The organism is Halalkalibacter urbisdiaboli (assembly GCF_002156385.1).
GTDB lineage: Bacteria > Bacillota > Bacilli > Bacillales > Bacillaceae_D > Halalkalibacter_A > Halalkalibacter_A urbisdiaboli.
The window spans coordinates 1,202,179-1,228,205 of record NZ_MVJM01000002.1 but is presented as its reverse complement, the minus strand read 5'-3'; the positions used below and the strand labels follow the sequence as shown (position 1 = coordinate 1,228,205).

The 26,027-nt window shown below is 40.1% G+C and carries 22 protein-coding genes; 20 read left to right on the top strand and 2 right to left on the bottom strand.

Annotation, left to right across the window (positions count from 1 at the left end; genetic code table 11):
- The first annotated feature begins 50 nt into the window (after window positions 1-50).
- A complete protein-coding gene (locus B1R93_RS13670; RefSeq protein ID WP_245308279.1) occupies window positions 51-1,628 on the top strand; it encodes a spore germination protein in 1,578 nt (525 codons plus the stop codon).
- On the top strand, window positions 1,625-2,791 hold the full coding sequence (locus B1R93_RS13665) for a Ger(x)C family spore germination protein (RefSeq protein WP_088104501.1): 1,167 nt from the start codon (window positions 1,625-1,627) through the stop codon (window positions 2,789-2,791). Before B1R93_RS13670 ends, B1R93_RS13665 begins: the two co-directional genes overlap by 4 nt.
- A gap of 133 nt (window positions 2,792-2,924) precedes the next feature.
- On the opposite strand, the gene B1R93_RS13660 is transcribed toward B1R93_RS13665, so the two are convergent.
- Window positions 2,925-4,019, bottom strand: coding sequence for a GerAB/ArcD/ProY family transporter (locus B1R93_RS13660; RefSeq protein WP_088104500.1), 1,095 nt, complete (start codon window positions 4,017-4,019; stop codon window positions 2,925-2,927).
- Between the two features lie 225 nt (window positions 4,020-4,244).
- On the opposite strand from B1R93_RS13660, the gene pgmB reads away from it, so the two are divergent.
- From pgmB to B1R93_RS13575, 17 genes are all read left to right on the top strand, one after another.
- Window positions 4,245-4,916, top strand: coding sequence for a beta-phosphoglucomutase (gene pgmB, locus B1R93_RS13655; RefSeq protein ID WP_245308303.1), 672 nt, complete (start codon window positions 4,245-4,247; stop codon window positions 4,914-4,916).
- 28 nt (window positions 4,917-4,944) lie between these two features.
- Complete coding sequence (locus B1R93_RS13650; protein ID WP_088104498.1) at window positions 4,945-6,621, top strand: methyl-accepting chemotaxis protein; 1,677 nt, start codon at window positions 4,945-4,947, stop codon at window positions 6,619-6,621.
- A gap of 66 nt (window positions 6,622-6,687) precedes the next feature.
- Complete coding sequence (locus B1R93_RS13645; protein WP_088104497.1) at window positions 6,688-8,133, top strand: glycoside hydrolase family 32 protein; 1,446 nt, start codon at window positions 6,688-6,690, stop codon at window positions 8,131-8,133.
- Between the two features lie 245 nt (window positions 8,134-8,378).
- Complete coding sequence (locus tag B1R93_RS13640; RefSeq protein WP_088104496.1) at window positions 8,379-9,746, top strand: YjiH family protein; 1,368 nt, start codon at window positions 8,379-8,381, stop codon at window positions 9,744-9,746.
- A 203-nt stretch (window positions 9,747-9,949) separates the two neighbouring features.
- Complete coding sequence (locus tag B1R93_RS13635) at window positions 9,950-11,350, top strand: sucrose-specific PTS transporter subunit IIBC (RefSeq protein WP_088104495.1); 1,401 nt, start codon at window positions 9,950-9,952, stop codon at window positions 11,348-11,350.
- 191 nt (window positions 11,351-11,541) lie between these two features.
- Window positions 11,542-12,213, top strand: a complete 672-nt coding sequence (locus B1R93_RS13630; protein ID WP_088104494.1) for a uracil-DNA glycosylase — start codon at window positions 11,542-11,544, stop codon at window positions 12,211-12,213.
- 21 nt (window positions 12,214-12,234) lie between these two features.
- Window positions 12,235-13,860, top strand: coding sequence for an ATP-binding protein (locus tag B1R93_RS13625; protein WP_088104493.1), 1,626 nt, complete (start codon window positions 12,235-12,237; stop codon window positions 13,858-13,860).
- Window positions 13,860-14,552, top strand: coding sequence for a response regulator (locus B1R93_RS13620; RefSeq protein WP_088104492.1), 693 nt, complete (start codon window positions 13,860-13,862; stop codon window positions 14,550-14,552). The genes B1R93_RS13625 and B1R93_RS13620 overlap by 1 nt, the downstream gene beginning before the upstream one ends.
- A 94-nt stretch (window positions 14,553-14,646) precedes the next feature.
- The gene (locus B1R93_RS13615; protein ID WP_207634158.1) at window positions 14,647-15,711 is read left to right on the top strand and encodes a tripartite tricarboxylate transporter substrate binding protein; all 1,065 of its coding nucleotides are present in this window, start codon (window positions 14,647-14,649) and stop codon (window positions 15,709-15,711) included.
- Window positions 15,712-15,831: 120 nt separating this feature from the next.
- Window positions 15,832-16,362 carry a tripartite tricarboxylate transporter TctB family protein gene (locus B1R93_RS13610; protein WP_165763816.1) on the top strand — a complete coding sequence of 177 codons (531 nt, stop codon included), beginning with the start codon at window positions 15,832-15,834 and terminating at the stop codon, window positions 16,360-16,362.
- Between the two features lie 17 nt (window positions 16,363-16,379).
- Complete coding sequence (locus B1R93_RS13605; RefSeq protein WP_088104490.1) at window positions 16,380-17,870, top strand: tripartite tricarboxylate transporter permease; 1,491 nt, start codon at window positions 16,380-16,382, stop codon at window positions 17,868-17,870.
- A gap of 75 nt (window positions 17,871-17,945) precedes the next feature.
- Window positions 17,946-18,983: an AbrB family transcriptional regulator gene (locus B1R93_RS13600; protein ID WP_088104489.1), complete on the top strand. Its 1,038-nt coding sequence runs from the start codon at window positions 17,946-17,948 to the stop codon at window positions 18,981-18,983.
- A gap of 335 nt (window positions 18,984-19,318) precedes the next feature.
- Window positions 19,319-20,581 (top strand): ammonium transporter, encoded by a 1,263-nt coding sequence (locus B1R93_RS13595; protein ID WP_088104488.1) that lies wholly within the window; start codon window positions 19,319-19,321, stop codon window positions 20,579-20,581.
- A gap of 5 nt (window positions 20,582-20,586) precedes the next feature.
- Window positions 20,587-21,585, top strand: a complete 999-nt coding sequence (locus tag B1R93_RS13590; RefSeq protein WP_088104487.1) for a DUF294 nucleotidyltransferase-like domain-containing protein — start codon at window positions 20,587-20,589, stop codon at window positions 21,583-21,585.
- Window positions 21,586-21,592: 7 nt separating this feature from the next.
- Window positions 21,593-22,336, top strand: coding sequence for a 3'-5' exonuclease (locus B1R93_RS13585; protein ID WP_088104486.1), 744 nt, complete (start codon window positions 21,593-21,595; stop codon window positions 22,334-22,336).
- 32 nt (window positions 22,337-22,368) lie between these two features.
- Window positions 22,369-22,632 (top strand): MerR family transcriptional regulator, encoded by a 264-nt coding sequence (locus B1R93_RS13580; RefSeq protein WP_280949481.1) that lies wholly within the window; start codon window positions 22,369-22,371, stop codon window positions 22,630-22,632.
- A 256-nt stretch (window positions 22,633-22,888) separates the two neighbouring features.
- Window positions 22,889-23,176, top strand: coding sequence for a YwdI family protein (locus B1R93_RS13575; RefSeq protein ID WP_088104485.1), 288 nt, complete (start codon window positions 22,889-22,891; stop codon window positions 23,174-23,176).
- A 94-nt stretch (window positions 23,177-23,270) separates the two neighbouring features.
- Here B1R93_RS13575 and B1R93_RS13570 read toward each other — a convergent pair whose 3' ends face one another.
- Complete coding sequence (locus tag B1R93_RS13570) at window positions 23,271-24,461, bottom strand: ROK family transcriptional regulator (protein ID WP_088104484.1); 1,191 nt, start codon at window positions 24,459-24,461, stop codon at window positions 23,271-23,273.
- A 216-nt stretch (window positions 24,462-24,677) separates the two neighbouring features.
- Between B1R93_RS13570 and xylA the strand changes: the two genes are divergently transcribed.
- Window positions 24,678-25,994 (top strand): xylose isomerase, encoded by a 1,317-nt coding sequence (xylA, locus tag B1R93_RS13565; protein ID WP_088104483.1) that lies wholly within the window; start codon window positions 24,678-24,680, stop codon window positions 25,992-25,994.
- Window positions 25,995-26,027 lie beyond the last annotated feature (33 nt).

Genomic DNA, 26,027 nt, shown 5'->3' with positions numbered 1-26,027 from the left:
AAAGTTAGATAATAACGAGTATATAATCTGATTTGAAAGAGGAATAGGCTGTGCTAAGAAGATTAAAATACCTTCAAAAAATAAAAGCTACACGCATGCCAACGAAACAACAAAGCCAAACTTACGGCCCTGTAGGTCAAAGCATTGAAGAAAATACAGCTCAAATTCAAAACATAATTGGGAAAAGTGATGATTTTAAATATCGAGAGCTTGAGATCTACTATCAAAAACCGATCAACGTGTTTATTTGTTATCTTGATGGGCTCGTAAACGAAGAGTATATTACGTTACACTTAATCCACCCGTTGTTGGAGGATATTCCTGCAAAAGGTGCGAAAAACGAGGCTGACGTTTTGTCGATGTTAAAAAAACGTCTGTTCACCTCGACGAATATACGAGAAGTGCACACAATCGACGAGTCTATCGATGGCATTTTATCAGGGAATACGGTTATTTTTCTTGATGGCTATGATTCTGCGCTGCTTATCAGTAGCCAAGGGTTTGAATCAAGAAATGTAGAACAGCCAGATACAGAATCAAGTGTAAGGGGACCGCGCGAAGGGTTTAACGAAGTATTAAAAGTAAACACAACACTTATTCGTAGGAAAATCAGTAACCCAAATTTAGTATTTAAAGAAATGAAGTTAGGAAAGCAGTCTAATACACGAATTAGAATCGGGTATATCGAAGGAATTGCCAACCCGAAAATCGTCGCAGAAGTGAAGGAACGGATAAACCGTATCGATACGGATATGATTTTAGAGTCTGGCTATATCGAACAGTATATTGAGGACCATCCTTATTCAATTTTCCCGACGATTGCCAATAGTGAAAAGCCCGATAAAATTGCGGCAAAAATTCTCGAAGGAAGAGTGGCTATTTTCTGTGATGGGACTCCCTTCGTCTTGACAGTGCCGCATGTATTCGTAGAAACCTTACAGGTGACAGAGGATTATTATTCTCGCCCGTACTTAGTAACGTTAATGCGATTGTTTCGGGTGTTAGCCCTGTTTTTAACGGTTGCAACACCAGCTATTTTCGTATCCGTTTCTACCTTTCATCATGAAATGGTTCCTTCTCTTCTTTTACTAACAATGGCAGCTGCAGAAGAAAAAGTCCCATTTCCTGCGTTCATAGAAGCGATGTTAATGATTATTGTTTTCGAGTTATTAAGGGAGGCTGGAGTTCGTATGCCACGCCCAGTCGGTTCCGCCATTAGTATTGTTGGTGCACTCGTTATTGGCGAAGCAGCTGTTACAGCTGGCTTGGTTAGTGCTCCGATGGTTATTGTCGTTGCTCTTACAGCGATTACGGGCTTTATCGTAACCGCCTTAAATGATGCGATCATCTTATCAAGATTCTTTCTGTTGTTTTTAGCGGCTGCATTTGGTTTTTACGGGGTTCTTATGGGAACATTAGTGTTATTAGGGCATCTCTGTTCGTTACGCTCCTTTGGTACACCTTACTTAGCGCCAATGGCTTCTGTCAGACTAAGCGAGTGGAAGGATGCAATTGTGCGTTTCCCTTTATGGTTCCTTAAATCAAGACCACAGTCAATTTTATGGAGAAAAACGCAAAGACAGAGTTTTGAAAATAAGCCTCATCGACCAGAGGAGGGAGAAAATTGAGAATAGGAATCGCCATTCTTTGTCTTTTGTTGTTGACAGGTTGCTGGGATCGACGAGAAATAACGGAAATTGGGATTGTTGCAGCGATGGCAATTGATAAGGATAAAGAGACAGGCGAATATGTTCTCACATCCGAATTTCTTCGTCCTGCAGCCGAAAGTACTCAAACACCAACGCCGGATCGGCCTTTTTTATTGGTGACGACAACAGGAAAAACGATATATGAAGTGATGCGTAAAGCCAATCAAACAACCGATCGAACAGGATTTTTTGCCCATAATAAAGTCATTGTCATAAGTGAAGAAGTAGCTAAAGAGGGGATCATTCCGATTATTGACTCATTTCAAAGAGGAAAAGAAGTAAGAGGTTATGTTTGGCTTTCCATTACAAAAGGCGTTGAAGCAAAGAAACCGATTGAAATTAAGGCCAATAATATAGCTAGAATTCCTGCAAATTATTTGCAAAACCTCATCGATAATAATGCAGAGCAAGTCGCTGTTTCTGTTAATATCCTCAATTTTTATAAACGAGCTTTAGCAGAAGGCGTTGATCCAGTCGCTACTGCATTGGTTCATGAGAAAACCGATATTGAACCATTTGAAAGTATTAAGCTTTCAGGCGCAGCTGTGTTCCAAAAGGATAAGTTAAAAGGGTTTTTGAATGAAAGCGAAACGAGAGGCCTGAACTGGATAACAGGAGAAGGTCCTAAGATTAGAGGAACGTTATCTGTTCCCTCTACTTTGGAAGAGGGGAAATTCGTGACCGTTCTTTTACAGGAACTCAGAGCAAAGATTAAACCAGAGGTAAATGGCAAAAACATCTCTTATACGATTGATATCGAACAAGAGGGAAGAATATCTGAATTACAAGCGACGGGTGAGTTTAAAACAAGAAAAGAAATCTTTGATTACGTGCGGAAAATTGAGAAAGAGATCGAACAGTTAATTGAAAAGGAAGTTAAGGCGGTTGTAAATAAGGCCCAGACCGAATTTCAAGCTGATATCTTTGGATTTGGAAAAACATTAAATCGAGAACATCCAAAAATCTGGAATGAGGTAAAGGCGAATTGGGTACAGATCTTTCCAACTACATCCGTAACGGTAAATGTATCTGTAAATTTAACAAGCACTGGCTTAATGAAAGGTCCGTTCGATCCAAAATAATAACTAACGTTTAAAAAGTAAAGAGCATGTATGGTAGATAAGGATAAACAGTAAAATGACTGCATAAAGTCCACCTCCTATGAAAACAAACGATAGCAGCATATCAATGGTTAGGATAGCTGGAATTGACATATTAAACTCCTTTCCGGGTGGACTTTTTTCGTTTCACAACGCTGATTAGTAATAATAGTATAGGTAAGGAAGCCATTAACAAAATGCCGTAAATTCCTCCCTCTAACCCTTTATACCTTTGCTCATCCAAGCCAGAAAAACGGTAAATAGAGAAAATAGGTAGAAGCAGACCGAAAATAATAATGAGCCATCTCGTTTTCTGCAAATTGAACACCCAAGTCATTGCTAAGCAAAATCCAAAAAAGTGTAAACCAGTTTTATAAAATCCACCGATGAACATAATAAATACAGCAATACTGTCAAGGTTTGTAATAATCTCTGCAATATTAATAGTCAGAATGGTTTCTAATATGGGAATTTCTGTATTTGCGGTTAGCTCTGGACCTAACACTGCAAGCATGACGACGAGTGAAAGCATCAAAATAAAAGCAGAAAGGCCGACCGCCCAAAAAGCTACTTTTCGAATATGCTCTGGTTTATTGACTAAATGAAAAAACATAAGAAAGACGACCATTTCCCCAAATGGAAAGGCGATAACTGTCGGCAACTCCTCTAAAACAGGCTGAAATCCCCCTCCTAAAACAGGCCGAAAGCCAGCAATATCAAATTCTCCAGAAACAACTGTAGTTAAAAAAATTAAAATTAAGAAGGTGAGAAAGTAAGGCGCTAAAATTTCTGACGTTCTCGCAAACACTTCAAACCCTAAGCTTAAAATATAAATCGTGACAACAATAAACAAATATAAAATTATAAGAATAGGTGTTCTTGGTAAGGCAGTCATTTTAATTAATACACCAAACTCATAAAAATTATGAAGAGCCTGATTAATAAAATAAATGCCAAATAAAAACAGTAAAGGCTTTGCTAATTTTGGTCCTAGTAATTCATTAAGGATCGTTGAAAAATTTTGATTAGGGTAATCTTTCGCAAACTGAGTATAGACCCATAACAAGCCTAGACCGATAATAGAAGCTAATAAAATCACGATCCAAGCATTTTGTTTGGCGCCAATGCCCAAGGCAAATAAAGTAGTACTTCCAATTTCGAATGTAATAATGAGTGCAAATAATTGAATGTTTGAAATACGGATCATCATCTATGAATAACTCCTTATAAAACAGATAAAAGAATAAGGAAACAATGTGAAAAAGAGATCTCTTAGCATTGTAGCCATAAATAAATAAACATAAACAGACTGAAGAGAAAAACAAATTACGTCGGATATTGTCGATTGAGAAGTTGCTATATATTTACTAGGTCGATTTGTATTATAGTTATGTGTAGGAGGTTCAGCATTAAAGGAGTGGATAGATTGGTGGAAATGAAGGCAGTTATTTTTGATATGGACGGTGTGATTTCGAATACTGTTCCGATTCAATATGAGATTAATAGACGAATTGCGAGTAAGCTTGGCTTTATGTTAAACAGACAAGAAAATCAGGATCTACAAGGATTAAGTCGACGAGATACATTAGAAAAACTCGTAGAGAAGTCAGGTAAACAGTTATCTCATGATGAGATTGATAGACTAAGTGACGAGCGAAACAAAGAGTATCTCACAGTTATATCAACATTAACGAAAGCGGATATTTTACCTGGGATGGAATCATTTATTGAGGAGCTATATAAGAGGAAGATTCCGATGGCTGTAGCCTCAGCTAGTCGGAATGCGCCTAAGGTTCTTCATCAGCTAGGGTTATTGGAGAGATTTGACCACGTTGTAGATGTCTCCAAATTAAGACGCGGTAAGCCGGACCCAGAGATCTTCTTAACTGCAGCTAAGGCACTTGGGGTTAACGACTCACAATGTGTTGCGATTGAAGATGGAGAAGCTGGCTTAACGGCAATCTTACAAACGAATATGTTTTCCGTCGGCATTGGCGCTCATGAAGCGATGAAACAAGCTGACCTTTATTTAAAAGAAACGGCGGAATTAACTTTTGAAACATTAACAGCAGCGCTTTTAAGTCATCAACTTACAATAAAAATATAAACATAAGAAAAGTTAGGGGGAAAAAGGGATGGGGCTACGTTCAAAAATCTTGATTGGCTTTTCATTGATTGTTTTATTAATGCTAGGTTTTTCAGGTTATACAGTGTTGAACGTTCAACAGTCAAACGAAGCGATTGAAAGCTTGAATGAGGAAAGCATTCCAATGCTACTTGCAAAAGAGAGAATGGCATTCAATGTTGCCGAACGGTTGGCACTTGCTAGAGGATACGTTCTATTAGGGGATAGTAACTATAAGCTAGAATTTGAAAAGCTTACTAAGGAAAGCGAGGAGCTTAGTGCTTGGATTGCTGAACACTCGAAGGATGAGGCTGTGCTTCACATTACAAAGGTGAATACAGAGTGGACGAATACGATAGCGCAAGAGGTTTTCCCTACCTATGATAATGGCAATAAAGAAGAGGCCAAGCTCGTATTACTTGGGAAGGGTACTTCAAATGCTAAGCAAATGATGAGGCTATTCAGAGCAACAGGCGATGATGCCAGAACGGATATTACATCAGTATTGAATAAGGTGGATAACTCTGGGAAGTCATTACAATCGATGACTCTTATCATGGCCATTATCGTTGTCGTTGGAAGTGTGATTATTGCCTTTTTCTTATCAAAAAGTATATTACAGCCTATCCAACGTTTGCTTACACCGGTTAAATTAATTGCCTCAGGTGATTTGACAGGGGACGAGATAAAAACAAAAACAAAGGACGAGCTTGGGCAGTTAACAGTAGCTTTTAATGAGATGAGAGAAAATTTACGAAGTCTCATCGGAAAAACGGCAACAATGTCGAGTCAGGTTGCTGCTACAGCAGAACAGCTATCAGCAAGCTCAGAGGAAACGTCTGCAGCAACAAATCAGATTGCTGTTACGATTCAGGGAGTATCGACTACCTCTGAAGGAACGGTTTCCCGCTCAAAGGAAAGCTCACAAGCCGCCAAGCAGGTTTATGAAGGCGTGGAGAAAATAACAATTGCAACTGCTAGTGCAAGTGATAAAGCGGAGGAAGCCTCAAAGCATTCAAAAGAAGGGGAGCAGGCAATTACACGTGCAGTTCACCAAATCGGTACAATTCAACAAACGGTGAGCGAGTCAGCTTCATTAATCCGGCAGCTTGGCGAACGCTCAAAAGAGATCGGCGACATTCTTAACTTAATTACGTCAATCTCGGAACAAACGAATCTCCTTGCACTTAATGCAGCCATTGAAGCTGCACGTGCTGGTGAACATGGAAAAGGTTTTGCTGTTGTTGCGGACGAGGTACGGAAGCTAGCTGAGGAGTCAGGTTCATCTGCGGCGAAAATTTCCGGAATGATTAATGCGATCCAAACCGATACTGATAAAGTCGTTGAGGAGATGAGCCGTGGTACGAAGGAAGTGGAGATCGGAACGAGTGTTGTACATGAAGTCGGACAATCGTTCTCTAGTATTTCAGCCTCGATTGAACAGATGACAGAAGAAATGCTCAACGTATCATCTGCTACACAAAATATTGCGATGAATACGGTACAGTTAAGCGAATCTCTAGCAGAAATGGAGCAGTCCTCCATTCAGAGCGCAGACCATTCCCAAGAGGTGATGGCGAGCACAGAGGAGCAATTAGCGGCGATGGAGGAAATCGCTAGTTCGGCGGAGCAATTGAATCAATTGGCAAGTGAGCTACGAAAGGAAGTAAAGAAATTTACGCATTAAAATAATGAAATAGCACCCAAACCCTTCGTTTGGTGTGCTATTTGTTTGTGAAAGGGATGTAGAAAAATGGAACGTGACAAGCAGTTACGAAAACAAGCAGAGGAAGCAATTGACACATATCGTGAGCAAGTAGAAAGTGACCGTTATCGACTAAACTATCACCTTATGCCACCAGTTGGTCTATTAAATGATCCAAATGGTTTTGTGTATTTTAAAGGTAGATACCATTTGTTTTATCAGTGGAATCCATTTCAAACGACGCATGGTGCGAAGTTTTGGGGGCATTATTCGTCAGCGGACCTTATCGAATGGGAGCATCACGAAATTGCCCTTGCTCCATCCGATTGGTTTGATAAAAACGGCTGCTATTCAGGAAGTGCCATTGAACATGACGGTAAGCTCTATCTTTTTTATACCGGAAATGTGAAAAATAAACACGGTGAGCGGGAAAGCTATCAAGTAATGGCAGTTTCCGAGGATGGCTTCACATTTGAAAAACAGGGAGTGGTGCTCGAAGTACCTGAACAGTACACCGCTCATTTTCGTGATCCGAAGGTATGGAAGCATGAAAATATGTTTTATATGGTTATTGGTGCGCAAAGTAAACAGCAAACAGGATTAGCTGTATTGTTTTGCTCGAAGGATTTAAAGAATTGGGAACACCTTGGTCCGATTGCCGGAGCACATATGAAGCCTCTTGCAGATTTCGGTTATATGTGGGAGTGCCCAGATGTGATTACCTTAAATGGCAAGGACGTTTTAATTTTGTCACCACAAGGGCTAGAGCCAGAAGGGATTTTATATAATAACCTTTATCAGGCTGGCTATTTTGTAGGAACCCTCGATTACCAGAAGCCGTTGTTTGAACATGAGCAATTTGTGGAGCTTGATCGCGGGTTTGAATTTTATGCCCCACAAACAACACTTGATTCAAAAGGCCGGAGATTAATGTTTGGTTGGCTTGGCCTACCAGAAGAGCGTGAGGAGCATCATCCGACGATTCAAGCACATTGGATACACGCAATGACTCTGCCAAGAGAATTAACATTAGTAGGCGATAAGCTTTATCAGAGGCCAGTTGAAGAATTAAAGACGTTACGTCAGGAAGAATTTCGTTATGAAAATGTGATATTAACAACTGATGAACAGAGCTTTGAAGGAATTGAAGGCGAATCACTCGAAGTTTTCCTTACGTGTTCTAGTCAGCCAAAAGGTGATATGATCATTCAAATTCGTCAGCATGCCCAAGTGATTTATCATTCAGAATCAAAGCTTTTAACCTTAAAGAGAGTGAGCTTTGTTGATAATCAAACGATTGAAGAACGACATTGCCGTGTTGAAGGGCTTGAGAACTTACGGATATATTTAGATTCGTCTTCTCTTGAACTGTTCGTAAATGATGGGGCAGAGGTATTTACAGCACGCATTTATCCAAACGCTCACGAGAAAACGATTAGCTTCTCGGCAGATTGGGACGTCCCAGTATCCATTTCGGCTTGGACATTAAGCTAATTCATGATGCATTCAAAGATGAATAAAGGAGGGCACTGAAAAAGGGTGCTTTTCCCTTTTTCAATGCTCTTGAATAAAGGTGTAAGTTTTTACATATTATCTAAATATAGGTTATAGGGAAGAAAACAGAAAAGAAATTCGACATATTTCCACAAATTTCTTCGATTTCATCGGTGACATCTAAAAGTTTTTCTGTATAATAATAAAGGGTGAAAAATAATTATACAAGGGAAAAGAGGGTTACGATGAGCGACAGTAAAGAAAGACAAAATATAGAAATGAAACGTTATTCATTACAGCATTATTTAGCTTTTATTATTCCGTCATTAATTGGGATCTTTTTATTCATGACTCCGTTATCGATGGACGGGGAAATTACGATACCGGTTGCTTTTTTAGCGGGGATTGTCCAGGAATTTTTTGGTGATACCCTTCCTTACATTCTGACAGGACTATTGTTTATATCAGCAGTTTTGGCTGTAGTATCTTTAGTTAATCGAGATTTGATGAAAGGACCATTTTTAACAGCATTATTCGCCGTGCATCCTGGTTGGGTGATTATTCGTGTCATCGGCTTTGTGTTAGCCGCGATGACATTATTTAAAATTGGGCCAGAAGCAATATGGTCTGATTATACGGGTGGATTACTTTTATATGATTTACTGCCAATCTTATTTTCCGTTTTCTTATTTGCAGGTTTTTTCTTACCACTATTGATGAATTTTGGATTAATGGAGCTATTTGGCTCTCTTTTAAACAAAGTAATGAGACCGTTGTTTCGTTTGCCAGGTCGCTCTTCTATTGATTGTGTTGCATCATGGATGGGTGACGGTACAGTTGGGGTATTACTAACAAACAAACAATACGAGGATGGTTTTTATACAAAGCGTGAAGCGGCTGTTATTGGAACGACGTTTTCGGTTGTTTCAATTACGTTTAGTATTGTCGTTTTGGCGCAATTAGAGCTGCAACATTTATTTTTCCAATATTATTTAACCATTGTTATTGCGGGGTTTGTTGCGGCGGTAATCTGTCCACGAATCCCACCATTATCGCGTAAGGCAGATATTTATATTAATGGTAGTCAGCAAACAGCTGAGATGAAAAAGCCGACGCTATCACCGTTTAAGTGGGGGATGCAGCAAGCTTTACACCGTGCGACAATGAACAATGGTTTTACGGAGACGGTAAAGGGTGGCGTAAAGAACGTTCTTGACATGTGGCTAGCAGTTATTCCAATCGTAATGGCATTAGGAACGATTGCAGTCGTTATCGCTGAAAATACGCCTGTTTTTCAAATTTTAGGCGCGCCATTTGTTCCATTGCTACAGGTTATGCAGGTTCCTGAAGCAGCTGAGGCAGCACAAACGATGGTCATCGGTTTTGCAGATATGTTTTTACCGGCGATTATCGGTAGTGGAATCGAAAGTGAATTTACACGCTTTGTGATTGCGGCTGTATCTGTTACACAGCTAATTTATATGTCTGAAATTGGTGGTTTGTTACTAGGTTCAAAAATTCCGGTTAAGTTTTTAGACCTTGTGCTCATTTTCATTCAACGTACATTAATTACACTACCAGTTGTTGTTTTAATGGCTCACATCTTGTTTTAATCTCAAGGTATTATTTACAAGTAGAAATAAATTGACGAACAAAAGAAAAGCAGGTAGACTGTTAGCGTAAACAACATATGTGGGATTGTTACTGATATCGCAGGCAAGACCTAAAATGGGAACAGACCGTGTGTGACACGAGACTGGGCCATTTTAGGTCTTTTTTTTGTTTGTTTTTACAAAAACGTTAAGGGGGAACGAAAATGGATACAAAAAAAGTAGCGACTGAGTTAATTGAACTGCTCGGAGGAAAAGAAAATATTATGAGTGCGGCCCATTGTGCAACGCGTCTACGTATTGTGTTACACGATGATGAAAAGCCAAACAAGCAAGAAATTGAGGAAATCGAAGGAGTAAAAGGAGTATTCCAAGCAGCTGGTCAATTCCAGGTCATCTTGGGAACCGGACTCGTTAATCGAGTTTACGGGGACTTTGCCAAGTTAGCAGGCTTAGGAGGCTCGGAAACGGAAGCCGCCGAAAAGCACATCGATCATCATGAAGCGATGAAAAGGAAGATGAATCCACTTGCCCGAGTGGCAAGAACGTTATCAAACATCTTCGTGCCGATTATTCCAGCAATTGTTGCAAGTGGATTATTAATGGGACTACTAGGAATGATGAGGGCTTTTGAGTGGGTTGCTCCTGATAGTCCTTGGATTTTGTTTTTAGATATGTTTTCAAGTGCTGCTTTCATTATTTTACCGATTCTCATTGGGTTTAGTGCTGCGAAGGAGTTTGCCGGAAACCCTTACTTAGGGGCTGTACTAGGAGGAATTTTAACCCATCCTGCTTTACTTAATCCTTGGACATTAGCAAATGCAGAACCAGAAACCATTCAATTTCTAGGAATGAATGTTGATTTGCTAGGTTATCAAGGAACGGTTATTCCGATTTTATTAGTTGTATATTTAATGAGCAAAATTGAAAAAAACGTTCGCCGTTATGTACCAAATGCAATTGACCTCCTTATTACTCCATTTGTGACGGTCATTGTTACGGGCTTTATCGCTTTATTATTTGTAGGTCCACTAGGAACGATGCTAGGCAACGGGTTAACATGGGGTCTAGATTTTATATACAACACTGCGGGTCCATTTGCTGGTCTATTATTTGGTGGGTTATACTCAACCATTGTCATTACGGGTGTTCATCATAGTTTCCATGCGATTGAAGCTGCTTTGCTTGCTGATTTTGGGGTGAACTTCTTACTGCCCATTTGGGCGATGGCGAATGTGGCTCAAGGTGGAGCCGGTCTAGCTGTTTTCTTTTTAACGAAAAATCCTAAAATAAAAGAAATCGCAATTCCAGCTTCGTTTTCTGCATTTCTTGGAATTACCGAACCAGTTATTTTCGGGGTGAATCTTCGGTTTATTCGTCCGTTTATCGGTGCAGCAATTGGTGGCGCACTTGGAGGAGCTTATGTCGTGTTTACGAATGTTGTTACGAACGCATATGGATTAACGGGAATTCCGATGTTTGCGATTGCTGCTCCATTTGGGATGAGCAATGTGCTTCATTACGCGATTGGCTTCTTAATTGCAGCTATCGGTGCATTTGTCGCAACGTGGATTCTCGGACTGAAGGAAGATACGGTAAAGAAATAAATATTCAACGATAACAGTTTATCTCATAGGAGGTAGACTGTTTTTTATGATGAACGATAAAATGTTAAAAAGAAGGGAATTTTTTGATGGCACTGAAAAAGGGTGCTTTTCAGTGCCCTTGATTTTTTAGAGATGGTTTTCAAGTAGGAGTATTGATAAACTAGAATAAGCAATAAGTCGGAGGAAACAATATGATGATAAAAAATGACTGGAAGGAATTACTTGAGGGAGAGTTTGCAGAATCTTATTACCAAGAGCTTTTTCAGTTTTTAAAGCAGGAATATGAATCAAACACAATATATCCGGCGATAGATGATATTTTTCAAGCTTTTAATTTAACAAGTTATCATGATACAAAGGTCGTTATACTTGGTCAAGATCCGTACCATGGAGCGGGACAAGCGCATGGGCTTAGCTTTTCGGTAAAGCCAGGTGTGAACATTCCACCTTCCTTAAAAAATATCTTTAAAGAATTACGAGACGATATTGGCTGTGAGACTCCGAATAATGGCTATCTTGTCCCATGGGCAGAGCAAGGTGTGCTTTTATTAAATACCGTGTTAACTGTAAGGGCGGGAGAACCGGCTTCCCATCAAAAAATCGGGTGGGAAAGGTTTACGGATAAAGTGATTCATTTATTAAATAAACGGGAAAAGCCGGTTATCTTTGTACTATGGGGGCGTCAAGCTGAGGCAAAAAAAGCGTTGATTACAGCAACTCAGCATCATGTATTGCAAGCACCACATCCGAGTCCTTTCTCAGCAAAACGAGGATTCTTTGGGAGTTGTCCTTTTTCAACGATTAATCAACTACTTAAAATGCAAAAACAAGAAGTCATTAATTGGCAGATTCCTACTATCTAGAAAATTGAGGGGAGTGGTTTGATGATCAATGGTAATATTCGCCTTCCCTTTGTCGTCAAGATGCTTGTTTTAATCGGTTGTCTGGTGATTGTCATGCTTGGCTTATTAGGATTTTTCTTAAATCAAAAGTTTGCTCATACTTTAGAGGAGCAAATAGGGATTCGAGCTTTAAGCTTAGCTCAATCGGTGGCATTAATGCCAGAAATTGAACGTGCATTTCTTGAAGAGCATCCTGAACAGGTGATTCAGCCGATTGTTGAGTCGATTCGTAAGGAGACAAATGCTGAGTTTATTGTAGTAGGCAATCGAGAAGGTATCCGGTATTCGCACCCCATTCCTGAGCGGATTGGTTTACCGATGGTTGGTGGAGATAATGAGCTAGCGCTTAAAGGTGGACAGGCCTATATTTCTGAAGCGGTCGGCTCTTTAGGACCTTCAATACGAGGGAAGGTACCGATTTACAATGATGAGGGACAGATTATCGGGGTCGTTTCGGTCGGATTTTTAGTGGACCAAATTGATGAGATTATTGAAGGCTATCAAGATGATATTTGGTCATTTATTGCAATTATGATTGTTATTGGCTTACTTGTTGCTTACTTTATTTCTTATCATGTTAAGAAGGATATTCATGGCCTAGAGCCAGAGGAAATTGGCAGAATGTTTGAAGAACGAGGGGCTATTTTGCAATCGATTCATGAAGGAATGGTAGCGGTTAATCAGCAGGGCAAGGTCGTTTTATACAATCAGGCAGCTAGGAGGTTCATGGATCCTGCCCTATCCAAAGGTGATATTATTGGAAAGCCTATCGTTGATTTAATTCCGCATACGAGGCTCCCCGAGGTACTTGAAACAGGAGAAAGTCAATTTAACCAAGAGCTTTGGATCGGCGATGATTTAACAATCGTTAACCGTGTCCCTATTATGTATGAAAATCAAATTGTAGGAGCAGTTTCAACCTTTCGGAGTAGAAAAGAAATTAAAGAAATTTCTGAGCAGCTATCAAAGGCACAAAGCTATGCCGATGCACTTCGAGCGCAAACGCATGAATTCTCTAATAAACTAAATACGATTTCTGGCTTGCTCCAGCTCAATCAAATAAAAGAAGCAATCGAATTTATTCAACGAGAAAATGATATTCAGCAAGAGCAAATTCAATTTTTGATCCAGCGAATACGTAATCCAATGGTTAGCGCGATTTTATTAGGGAAGATGAATCGAGCTCATGAAATCGGTGTAACCTTTGAGATTAGTGAAGACAGTTCATGCACGACTGATTTAACTTATAAGCAGCAGGAGGCATTAGTCACCATTCTCGGAAATTTGTTGGAAAATTCCTTTGAAGCCTTGCTAGAAATAAAGCAGGAAGAACGATATGTTTTTTTGGCTATTACGGATTTAGGGCATGATCTTATCATAGAAATAGAGGATAACGGCCCTGGTATTCCGTTTGAAAAGGAACAGGAAATCTTTAAGAAAGGGTTTTCGACGAAAGATGGGACACATCGTGGGTTTGGACTAGCCTTAGTGAAGAAAGCAGTAGATGAAGTAGGTGGGACAATCCTATTAGAGGAAGGAGAACATGGAGGGGCATGTTTCCTTGTGACGATTCCTAAGCAAATAGAAGAGGGGAATGAGGTGAAGTAGTGAGTAATTTTCAGGTTTTAATTATTGAAGATGACTTTCGTGTAGCTGCAATCAATCGTCAATTCGTTGAAGACTTAGAAGGGTTTAATGTCGTAGATGTTTGTAAAACGGGAGACGAAGCCTTGCAGTTTTTGAAAATGACTGAACATTTACCGGATTTAATCTTACTCGATGTATTTATTCCAGATGTGATAGGCTTAGAGTTGCTATGGACGATCCGGACTGATTATAAGGAAATTGACATTATTATGATGACGGCAGCGAAAGAAGTAGAGACGGTGCAGGAGGCTATGCGAGCTGGTATTTTTGATTATATGATTAAGCCTCTTGATCGCGTGCGAGTACATGATAGTTTGAATCGCTTCCGTAAAAAGCAAAAACTATTAATGCAAAAAAAGGAATTTACTCAAACGGAAATTGATCAGCTTCGTGAACGGGCATCCATTCCAATTGAGCCAGATTATGAAGAACTACCAAAGGGAATCGATCGGTATACGCTTGAAAAGGTTGTAGCGGTTCTTACTTCGCATATAGAGGAAGGTGTTACAGCCGTTGAGGGAGCAAAGCAGATTGGTGCCAGTCGCTCAACGGTGAGGCGCTATTTAGAATATTTAATTTCAACTGGACATGCACATGCTGAGATGAAATATGGCGATGTTGGTAGACCTGAGCGACGTTATTTTCCGCTGTGAACAAAATGAACAAAATGGAGCTTATTTAAACAATATTCCTCTTTTTCTTATCTGACGTTAAAGTAAAACTAAGAAAGAAAAGGGGGAATTTTTTATGAAATTTTGTAAGCGTTTCAAAAGTATAATTTCAACGATGGCTCTTTCTAGTTTGTTAGTGTTAGCTGCCTGTGGTGGGGATGATACGCCTGCAGTAGAAGAACCAGAGGCAAACAGTAACGAAGAAGCAGGTACTGAACAAGATACTGAGGTGGCATGGGAACCTACAAAGCCAATTGAGTATATTGCTCCGGCTAACCCAGGTGGTGGTTGGGATACATTGATTCGTCAATCATCAAGAGTCATTTCAGAGGAAGGCTTAGCGCCACAAAATTTTGCAGCAGTTAATATGCCTGGTAGTGGTGGAGCTGTAGCTTGGTCGCAAATTGCAGCTGAGGAAGGAAATCCACATTTACTATTTGCAACGAGTCCACCTATTATTCTTGTACCATTAAGTGGAACATCGAATTATGACCATACAGACTTTACACCAATTGCACGTTTAATTACGGATTATTCTGTCGTACTTGTCCCAAATGATTCACCTTATGAAACAATCAATGATTTATTTGATGATATTAAAGAAAGAGGTTCTGAGATTAGTATCGGTGGTGGTTCTGCTGCTGGTAGTATGGACCATATTGCAATTGCTGGAGCTGCGGTTGAAGCGGGTATTGATGCAGCATCTGTAAATTATATTGCCTTCTCAGGTGGTGGCGAAGCGATGACGAATCTATTAGGTGGTCATGTCGATGCAGTTGCTACTGGTGTTGGTGAGGCACAAGGTCAAATTGAGTCTGGTGAACTAAGAGCTCTAGCTATTTCTGCTCCAGAACGTTTAGATGTTTTACCTGATATTCCTACTTTCGTGGATGAAGGCATTGACTATACGTTTGACATCTGGCGTGGAATCATGGGACCGAAGGATATGCCAGAAGAGGCTGTTCGCTATTATGAAAACATGTATCAAGAAATGGTAGAAACTGAGACTTGGAAGGATGTTCGTGAGCAGCTTGGCTGGCTTGATGCTTACCAAGGTAGTGAAGAGTTCGGGGTATTCTTAGATGAACAATACGAGCAATTTGAAACGATTTTAGAAGATATCGGCTTAATCGAGCAATAATAGTAGGAGGGTGGACCGATTTAGTCCACCCTTCTATACACTGAAACAAATACATAGCTTTCCCCTTTTTGAGGAGAAAGCTATGTATTTGTAATCTATTTAATAAGGAGGCTGACGAATGTGAAAACATGGCATGTGAATAAAAAAATTGCCGTCATTCTATTCATTTTTTCTGTAGCCTATTTAATTATAGCTTTTCAGATTCCAAGCTTTTCAATCCCAAGACCAATCGACTCGGATTTATTTCCGAAGGTTCTTGGAATGTCGATGTTAGTTCTATCCGTATTGCTTTTCTTTGAAAAGAAAGTAGAGCCGGTAGTAGATATGGAGGAAGAAGAGAAGACATTAGAAGAAGTAGAAGAAGTAGAAGAAGCTGCTGAAAGTGAAGATAACACAGAAGAAACAGGATGGAAGCACCCGAAAATGCAAGTTTTGATTACGATTGTGACTTTAATCGTTTATATTGTACTATTTGAATTTCTCGGTTTTGTTTTAAGTACAATTGGATTACTTTATTTTCTTACTTTTTATTATGGATACACACGTCATCTTATCAATGGAATTGTCACAGTAAGTGTAAGTGTAGGCTTTTACTTGATTATGACAAAAGGATTAAATGTCTATTTGCCAACAGGCTTGTTACCGTTTTAAAGGAGGTGGAGTAACGAATGGATGCATTACAAAACTTATTATATGGGTTTCAAGTTGCCCTTCAATTAGAAAATCTTCTATATGTTTTTATCGGTGTGTTAGCCGGGACTATTATTGGAATGTTGCCGGGGTTAGGGCCTATTAGTGCGCTTGCGCTAATGATTCCAATCACATACGGAATGGATCCTGCCTCAGGACTAATTTTAATGGCTGGTGTTTATTATGGAGCCATTTTCGGGGGCTCAACGTCCTCTATCTTGCTAAACGCTCCCGGTGTTGCTGGTACGGTTGCAACCTCATTTGATGGATATCCAATGGCACGTAAAGGTCAGGCTGGAAAGGCATTAGCCATTGCGGCGTATGCATCTTTTATTGGTGGTACCGTCAGTGTTATCGGGTTAATGTTAATAGCGCCACTTCTCTCTAAAGTGGCTGTTAGCTTCGGTCCAACTGAGTATTTTGCGTTAATGGTGTTAGGTTTAACGGCAGTCGTTAGTTTATCAGATAAATCGCTCGTAAAGGGTCTTATTGCAGCTGTTTTTGGGGTGATGATTTCGATTGTCGGAATCGACCTACAAACAGGGACGCCGCGCTATACATTTGGAGAAGTAAGGCTATTAGGCGGGATCGACTTTTTAATTATTGCATTAGGGGTGTTTGCCTTAGCTGAAGTGTTTGTGATGCTTCTTCGTGGACGTCAGGCAGCAAAACAAAATAAAATTGGTTCACTTAAATTATCTAAGCAGGAAGTAAAAGATATTTCCGGACCAATCGGACGAAGCTCTGTTTTAGGGTTTTTCACTGGAGTTTTACCGGGTGCAGGTGCAACGGTTGGCTCGTTTCTCGGATACAGTATGGAAAAAAGGCTCGCCAAAGATGGCGACACATTCGGAAAAGGAAATATTAAAGGGGTAGCAGCACCAGAATCGGCAAATAATGCTGCATGTGGTGGCTCCTTTGTTCCGTTACTAATCCTCGGTGTACCGGGTTCGGGAACGACAGCGGTATTATTAGGTGCGTTACTTGTTATGGGTGTAACGCCTGGTCCGATGATGCTTGAGCAAAGACCTGATGTATTTTGGGGTGTTATCGCAAGTATGTATATCGGGAATATCTTTCTACTAGTCTTAAACCTACCGCTTATTCCGTTCATTTCAAAAATATTGAATTTACCAAGAGCGATGTTGCTTTCGCTTATTATTGTTTTTTGTATGATCGGTGTGTATGGACTGAACTTTAGCACATTTGATTTAGGAATGGTTGTCGTATTTGGAATCATCGGATTTTTTATGAGGCTTTACGATTTTCCGGCAGCTCCGCTCATTCTCGCTCTTATTTTAGGGGCGATGATGGAGGAATCGATGCGAAGAGCATTGCAAATTTCAAATGGGAATTGGGCGATTTTTATTGATAAGCCGATCTCTTTAGGCTTGTTAGTCCTTGCTGTTCTATCATTAGGATTACCTTACGTATTTGCTGCCGTAAAAAAACGAAGAAAGCTATTATAATAGAGAGGGCGGATGAAAGAAGCCGCTCTCTTTTCTGTTGCAATTCCGTTACTTCATCGTTAGGGAGATGGTGTTATGCTGCAAAAAATCGTCTATTTAGCGATTGCGATTGGAATGGGGGCGGTTTTTTCTTGGCTTCATATTCCGGCTGGCTGGCTATTAGGCTCATTATTGACTGGAATGGTAGCTGCCCTTTTTATTAAAAAATTGTTCTTTCCCGATTCCTTGTTTAAAATTTCTTTAGCGATTATTGGTGGTAATATTGGCTTTATGGTCATTCCTGAACAATTTCTGACCTACCATACGTTACTAGGTCCTTTTTTACTAACCTTAATCATTACGCTTATTAGCAGCCTATTACTTGGTCGCATGATGAAGAAATTCTCAACCTTGAATCATAATACGGCGTTCTTTTGTTGCTTACCGGGCGGAGCGTCTGAAGTGATTGCACTTAGTAAAGAGTACGGGGCTGACCAGCGAATTGTCGCTGCATTTCATACGACCCGGATAACGTTATTTGTCTTACTTGTTCCGTTTATTGTAGGCATACAAACTCCAAATACAGGAACGGTGTCAACACCGATTCAATGGGGAGCGAATCTGTCTGCGTTAGTGGCCTTACCGTTTATCGTTTTTCTAACCATTTATTTCGGTACTAGAGTTCGTTTCCCTGGTTCAGCCCTGTTTTTTGCGATTGCTCTTGGCTTTACCGCTCATCAATGGATCATTCCATCAAGTGAGATGCCATTATTCGTAACTGGAATGGCTCAAGCCTTAATGGGGGCGATAATTGGAATGCGTTTTGATAAGGAAACGTTTGCTGAGTTGAGGCGAATTGGGGCGATCAGTGCACTAACGTTAGCCCTGTATTTTTGCATGAGTTTCGGTTTAGCAAGCATTTTCTTCGTGTTGACCCCGACTCCATTTTTTACGAGCTTGTTAAGTATAGTTCCAGCTGGTGCTGCAGAAATGGCTTCCACGGCAACGGCATTGAAGATTGAACCGACGATGGTGGCCACTTTACAAATGATTCGCGTACTTGCGCTGTTCTTAACACTGCCGTTTTTAATCCATTTGTTTGCCAAACCGTTAAAAAATGTTGCTTCAAAATAAAGTTTGAAGCTAGCCGGAGGGAATCCATATTCCGTTATTTCCTAAGATAAGGTAAGAAAAACAAGTGGTTGATTCCTCGATCACTTGTTTTTTTTATGATTTCTTTCATGAATGACATGAGCTTTTGTTAGAGAATTGTAGTTGTAAGAAGGCGTAATCCGTTAGAGTACACCAATGATGGCGTTCTCATAAAAATCTCGATTAGATTTACGTGTTAGATAACCTTACAAAACGGTAGAATCTCATGTTCAGACACGTATAATGAACATTAACAAGAGATGTTAGTTATCTTAACAGCTAATGTTTCAACTTAAATGGGAGAGGAGAAAGTTATTATGCCGGAAATTGCTCTTATGGATAATTTATGGATTATGCTTTGTGCGGTATTAGTACTTCTTATGCAAGGTGGCTTCATACTTTTAGAAGCGGGTTCTACAAGAATGAAAAACGCGGGTCATATTGCAGGGAAAACCATCTTTACACTAGGAATTGGTTCATTGGTTTATTGGGCTGTAGGTTGGGGTTTCTCCTATGGTGACGGGAACTTATTTATCGGTTTATCTGATTTCTTTTTTGGAAACTATGAAACAGCAGAAGAAGGCTTGGTTGGTTCAGTAGACTTCTTCTTCCAAATGATGTTTGCTTTAATTGCATTAACGATTGCGTTTGGTGGTTTCGCTGAGCGTGCGAAATTATCAGCTTACGTCATCTTTGCTGTTCTGTTCTCAGCATTTGTTTATCCGGTTGTCGCTCACTGGATTTGGGGAGATGGTTGGTTAGCCGATCTTGGAAAACAAGATTTTGCAGGTTCAACGGTTGTTCACTTAACAGGTGCGATGGCGGCTTTAGCAGCAACGCTTATCTTAAAACCACGTCTTGGTAAGTTCAACAAGGATGGCTCTTCAAATGACTTAGCAGGACACAACCAAGTTTATACCGCTTTAGGGGTTTTACTACTATGGGTAGGTTGGTTCGGATTTAATGCTGGTAGTACGTTAGAAGTTGCAGATGCATTCTTTGGTTATGTTGCGCTTAACACGCAATTAGGTGCGGCAGCCGGTGCAGTTGCAGCGATGTTTGTTGCTTGGGCTGTGACAGGTAAAGCAGATGTACCAACAACGTTAAATGGTGCATTAGCCGGTCTTGTTGCGATTACAGCTTCGTGTGCATTCGTTGAGCCTTGGGCAGCTGTAATCATTGGTGCAATCGGTGGATTAATCGTATTCGGAAGTCAACGCTTCTTTGATAAGGCTCGTATTGATGACCCAATCTTTGCTCTATCTGTCCACGGTACAGTTGGGGTATGGGGAACGATTTCAAACGGTTTCTTTGCTACACCAGACTTAGCGTATACGGGTTCCCCTGGTTTATTCTATGGTGGTGGTTTCTCACAATTGGGCGTTCAAATCTTAAGTGTAGTGGCGTGTGGAGCATTCGCATTTATCGCGTCATACATTTTATTAAAAATTACAAGTGCGATTGTTGGCGGGCTTCGTGTATCTGAAGAAGAAGAGATTGTTGGTCTTGATTTAAGCGAGCATGGTAGCTATGGATATCCAGAAAGCATGCCAGCACAACAAAAGTCACCAGGAGCTTAAGGACGATGTCTGAAATCAGACGACCAAGTCATGAAAGTGATGATTGGGAAAGATGTTATCAAGTCTTAAAGATAGAAAGAATGCAAGAGATGCAAGGACTTGAGCCTTCACCAGAAGCGCTTCATCTGTTACATGAGTCATTGATGAAAAAGGCGGTTCGTCTGGCAATTGAGAAAAATGAGAGTGAGTGGGGCCCTGCCCCTGCTCACTTTGCTTTCTTTGTCATGGGGAGTGCGGGACGTCATGAACAATCGTTTTGGAGTGATCAGGACCATGGATTGGTTTTCGATAGTGAAGACGAAGCAGTTCAAGACTATTTCTTAAGATTAGGTGAGGAAATTGTGCTTGTACTTGAGAAAGCCGGTTACGAAAAATGTGATGGAAAGGTGATGGCATCGAACCCACGTTGGTGTAAGTCACTCAAGGGGTGGTATGAACAAATTGATGCTTGGTTAGAAAATGATACTTGGGAAAATTTGCGGTTTGCCTTAACATTTTTTGACTCAAGGGTCCTAATAGGGGAACATTCTTTCATTCATTCAATAAAGGAACGTCTTTTTACAACATTACAGAAAGAACCTAGACTCTTAGATAGATTAGCAGACAATACCGGACGTTTACGAAGAGGGGTTGGCCCTTTTGGTCAACTACTTGTAGAAACGAAAGGGGAGCATCAAGGGAAGTTTGATCTTAAACAAATTGCTCTTTTTCCGTTTGTGAATGGATTAAGGTTGCTAGCGTTAAAGGAAGAAATTTATGAAACATCAACCCACAGTCGTTTTGAATTGTTGCCGGCCAAATATAAGCGAGTAAAAGCGTTACAAACATCTTATGACCAATTGCTGCAAAAACGATTAGTTTGGCAGCGTGATGTAACGACCTATGATGATATTCATTATCTTTCTGTAAAAAAGCTTTCGACTGAAGACAAGAAGCAGCTCAAAAAGTGGGTGCAAGAAGGGCGAGACTTATATAAACACATTGAATCTTTGATGGGGAGATGATGAGCTCATGATGAACAATATGATACAGATCATGAAACAGCTTTCATCAAAGCTTAGCCCAAATGTCTACACGTCAACACAACAAAAATCTCAAGCTGAGCGTTTGTCCCATCTCCGTCAAATTCAACGTGAACTCAAGCAAGAGGACGTCCTTGATAGACCATTTTCAGAGCTGCCCTTCGTTGTCTTTGATTTAGAAACAAGTGGATTTAATCCTGATAATGGCGATTGCATTCTATCGATAGGGGCAATCAAAATGAAGGGCGAGGAAATTTTCGAGAAGGAGACGTTTTATTCAACCGTCCAATGTAATAAAGAAATTTCCGAGGAAGTTCTGACATTAACAGGGTTAACGAAGGAAGAATTGCAAAAGTCTCCTCCACTTGTCGATGTACTGACTGATTTCTTTCAATTTGTTGGTCGTACAACACTTGTCGCTCATCATGCCAATCATGAAAAAAGGTTTATGTCTCATGCCACATGGCAAACGTTACGTACGACCTTTCAGCATCGAATTGTGGATACGTCGTTTTTAACAAAAGTAGTGGCCCCAATGGAGAAGCTTGTGACATTAGACGAGTGTTGTTCCTATTATGGGATTCCAATAGGGAATCGACATCATGCGGAGGAAGACGCAATAATGGCGGCAATGCTCTGGCAAGCAAATATTCGCAAAGCAAAGGAAGCCGGCTTTGAAACATTGCGTGATGTCTACACGTTCTTAGCTAGAGGGAATACCGCTCACCTTTAAAAACGTGAAAGTAATGGAGGAGGGGAGGGCTTTTGAAGCGGAATATTCCAAGAGAGCAAGCATGCTTTCCGATTCGTGTTGTCATGGATATGACCAATTTAACAGCAAGACAAATTCGGTATTATGAGGAACAAGGGTTAATAAAACCTGTACGAAACGAAGGAAATCAGCGCATGTTTTCACTTGAAGATATTGAACGATTTCACGAAATAAAATCGTATATCGAACAAGGCGTAAATATAGCAGGAATTAAAGCCATCTTTGCATCCACATCAAAAAAACGAAAAGGCCACTAAAAAAGGAACGGTATTAGAGGGCATTGAAAAAGGGAAAAGCATCCTTTATCAGTGCCCTCCGGTATATCCCTTTTTTAGTGGCCTTTGTAATGAAAGGAGCAGTGCGTTATATAAAGCCTGCTGTGAGTGGTTTTCTAGAAAAGGCGGGTAACGAGAGAGCCATTGTTACTATGAGAATTGATTCCGGTTGTCTTTTTTAACGTTTCCTATGCTATTATAAGAGACGAGTTAGCACGAAAAAGTGAGGTGTGAAGGAATGAATATACCAGCAAAGCAAATTATCGAACAAATGCAAAATCAAATGCAAAAGCTACATACATCTGTCACCAATCAAGATGAGCAAGCTGTCCGTGAAGCTGCTGCGGTGATTGAAGCTTATTGCCAGCTATTAAAGGGAGATTCAGTACAAAAAACGCAGGCTACAAAGCAAAGTCGTGCCCCGCAACCGTATCCGGCAACCGCTCAATCAACATCAACACCAGTCACTCCATCGGTGCCACTCGACGAAAAAGCTACCGGTAGCCGCAACTTATTAGACTTCTAGATGCGGGCGTAGTACTCGGCAGCCAAGTGTTTTTTCAATTAGTAGATAAAAAAAGCAAAGGGGCAGGTAACCTTTAGCCCCTCACTTATATTATTTAAATCGATGACTCAATTTCTTGGTAATCCGCTTTTAAAAATTGCTCGGTTGAAAAAGCAGCGACGCCTAAGGCTGTGGAGTAAATCGTTAATTTTGAGAAGCTGACCTCTAACTCCTCGCGTTGAAATTGAAAATGGTTTTGATTAATAATTCGTAGTATCGGATCTTCTAACCATTTCTTTGCTTCAGCTAGACGATTACCAATAATAACGCGGTGTGGATTAAACGTGTTAATAATAGTATTCAAGCCAGTGCCAAGAAACGCCCCAATCGTATGGAACAGTTCAATTACTTGTTCGTTATTTTTATTTGCCTGCTCAATTAGCCATTCTAACGTAATTGTTTCTGAATTCGGAGCAAGATTCAGATTCTTAGCCTCTTCAATTAGAGCCTGTTCAGATGAGTATAGCTCCCAGCAGCCTTTATTTCCACAGCGGCAGTCCTTTCCGTTAATTTCAATGGTCATATGGCCCATTTCCCCGGAAAAGCCATTCACCCCGCGATAGAGTTCCCCTTTTAAAATAATCCCAACACCAATTCCGATACCCGCACTTACATAAATTAAGTTTTCGCTATTTTGATTAAAGCCAAATTTACTTTCACCGTAAGCGCCAGCCTTTGCTTCATTTTCAATAATGACAGGCAGTTGGAAAGATGCTTCAATTTTCTCTTTCAGGTTTAGATACTTCCAGCCTAAGTTTGGTGCGAGTAAAACGGTTCCGGTGTTGTCAACGACACCTGGGACGCCGATGCCAATTCCTACAATGCCATAGTGACTGCTTGGAGCCTCATTAATAAGCTGTTGAATAATGTCCGTTACTTTTCCTAAAACATGCTCAGCAGCTGTTGTTGTACATGATAGCTTTTTTTCAATCACAATGTTTCCTTGTAAATCTGTTAAAAGACCTAAAATGTAATTGACCCCAAGATCGATACCGATCGAATAGCCAGCGAGCTGATTAAATAAGAGCATAACAGGACGTCGCCCGCCACTTGATTCTCCCGGGCCAGATTCATAGCAAAGTTTTTCTTCTAATAATTCATTTACTAGAGAAGATACCGTACCTTTGTTTAATCCTGAACGTTGCGAAATCTCTGCGCGTGATAAGGGGGCTTGCTCTTTAATAATGTGAAGAACGAGCGATTTATTACTTAATTTCACTAAATGTTGATTCATTGATATCTTCATGATTATCCACCTAAATAAGTTTCTAAGCGTCTTTTTGTTAAAGCGCTTGAGTATATATAAGAACAAAGTATTACCTCTATTATAACGGAAAATATTTTTATTACAAACTTAGTTTATCCAATAGACAAACTAAGTTTGAGTTGTTATAATACGATCATAGATTTACGAAAACGCTATCTAGTGATAGGTAAATAAACTAATTGGAGGAATACAAACATGGCATATTTTGAAAACATCGGTCAAATTAAATACGAAGGTCCAACGTCTAAAAACGATTTTGCATTTAAGCACTACAATCCAAGCGAAGTAGTAAACGGAAAAACAATGGAAGAGTTTTTACGTTTCTCTGTTGCATATTGGCACACATTCACGGCTGATGGCTCTGATCCGTTTGGTGCTGGAACGATGGTACGCGGCTGGGACCGTTTTTCAGGTCTAGACCTAGCAAAGGCACGTGTAGAAGCTGGATTTGAATTTTTTGAGAAGTTGAACGTCCCTTATTTCTGCTTCCATGATTTCGATATTGCTCCTGAGTCAGATACATTAAAGAAAACGAACGAAGACCTTGATGTCATTGTTGCAATGATTAAGGATTACATGAAAACGAGTAAGACAAAGCTTCTTTGGAACACAGCAAACATGTTCACACACCCACGCTGGGTACACGGTGCAGCAACATCAAGTAATGCGGATGTATTTGCTTATGCAGCTGCTAAAGTGAAAAAAGGTTTAGAGGTTGGTAAAGAATTAGGTGCTGAAAACTATGTATTCTGGGGTGGACGTGAAGGATACGAAACGCTTCTTAATACAGATATGAAGCTTGAACTTGACAACCTTGCACGTTTCTTCCATATGGCAAAGGATTATGCAAACGAAATTGGCTTTGATGCACAATTTTTAATAGAGCCTAAGCCTCAAGAGCCAACAAAGCATCAATATGACTTTGATGTGGCAACTGGTATCGGATTCTTAAAAACTTATGATCTTGATAAAACATTCAAATTTAACATCGAAGCGAACCACGCAACACTTGCAGGTCATACATTCGAGCATGAGCTAAGAGTGGCACGTATTAACGGTATGTTAGGTTCAGTTGACGCAAACCAAGGTGATACGTTAATCGGCTGGGATACAGATGAATTCCCTCAAGATCTATATTCAACAACGTTAGCGATGTATGAAATTCTTAAAAATGATGGATTAGGTACAGGTGGTTTGAACTTTGATGCAAAAGTTCGTAGAGCATCATTTGACCAAGATGACCTATTCCACGCACATATTGCTGGTATGGACACATTTGCAATTGGATTAAAAGTTGCAAGCAAATTAATTGAAGATAACGTGTTCGAAAACATTATTTCAGAACGTTATCAGTCTTATACAGAAGGAATTGGTAAGGACATTGTCGAAGGAAAAACAGACTTTAAAAAGCTTGAAGAGTATGCATTAGGACTAGAGCCAATCAAGAATGTTTCTGGAAGACAAGAGCGCATTAAAGCGGTAATTAATCAATACTTATTAGGTTTAGCTTAAGATAAAAAATAGGAAGAGTGCTGGGGCCATAAT

Coding starts and splice junctions, on each gene's coding strand:
- xylA (WP_088104483.1), top strand. CDS start 24,678: ATGGCATATTTTGAAAACATCGGTCAAATTAAATACGAAGGTCCAACG.
- B1R93_RS13630 (WP_088104494.1), top strand. CDS start 11,542: ATGATGATAAAAAATGACTGGAAGGAATTACTTGAGGGAGAGTTTGCA.
- B1R93_RS13570 (WP_088104484.1), bottom strand. CDS start 24,461: ATGAAGATATCAATGAATCAACATTTAGTGAAATTAAGTAATAAATCG.
- B1R93_RS13585 (WP_088104486.1), top strand. CDS start 21,593: ATGATGAACAATATGATACAGATCATGAAACAGCTTTCATCAAAGCTT.
- B1R93_RS13635 (WP_088104495.1), top strand. CDS start 9,950: ATGGATACAAAAAAAGTAGCGACTGAGTTAATTGAACTGCTCGGAGGA.
- B1R93_RS13590 (WP_088104487.1), top strand. CDS start 20,587: ATGTCTGAAATCAGACGACCAAGTCATGAAAGTGATGATTGGGAAAGA.
- B1R93_RS13660 (WP_088104500.1), bottom strand. CDS start 4,019: ATGATGATCCGTATTTCAAACATTCAATTATTTGCACTCATTATTACA.
- B1R93_RS13595 (WP_088104488.1), top strand. CDS start 19,319: ATGCCGGAAATTGCTCTTATGGATAATTTATGGATTATGCTTTGTGCG.
- pgmB (WP_245308303.1), top strand. CDS start 4,245: ATGAAGGCAGTTATTTTTGATATGGACGGTGTGATTTCGAATACTGTT.
- B1R93_RS13640 (WP_088104496.1), top strand. CDS start 8,379: ATGAGCGACAGTAAAGAAAGACAAAATATAGAAATGAAACGTTATTCA.
- B1R93_RS13645 (WP_088104497.1), top strand. CDS start 6,688: ATGGAACGTGACAAGCAGTTACGAAAACAAGCAGAGGAAGCAATTGAC.
- B1R93_RS13605 (WP_088104490.1), top strand. CDS start 16,380: ATGGATGCATTACAAAACTTATTATATGGGTTTCAAGTTGCCCTTCAA.
- B1R93_RS13615 (WP_207634158.1), top strand. CDS start 14,647: ATGAAATTTTGTAAGCGTTTCAAAAGTATAATTTCAACGATGGCTCTT.
- B1R93_RS13625 (WP_088104493.1), top strand. CDS start 12,235: ATGATCAATGGTAATATTCGCCTTCCCTTTGTCGTCAAGATGCTTGTT.
- B1R93_RS13650 (WP_088104498.1), top strand. CDS start 4,945: ATGGGGCTACGTTCAAAAATCTTGATTGGCTTTTCATTGATTGTTTTA.
- B1R93_RS13600 (WP_088104489.1), top strand. CDS start 17,946: ATGCTGCAAAAAATCGTCTATTTAGCGATTGCGATTGGAATGGGGGCG.
- B1R93_RS13575 (WP_088104485.1), top strand. CDS start 22,889: ATGAATATACCAGCAAAGCAAATTATCGAACAAATGCAAAATCAAATG.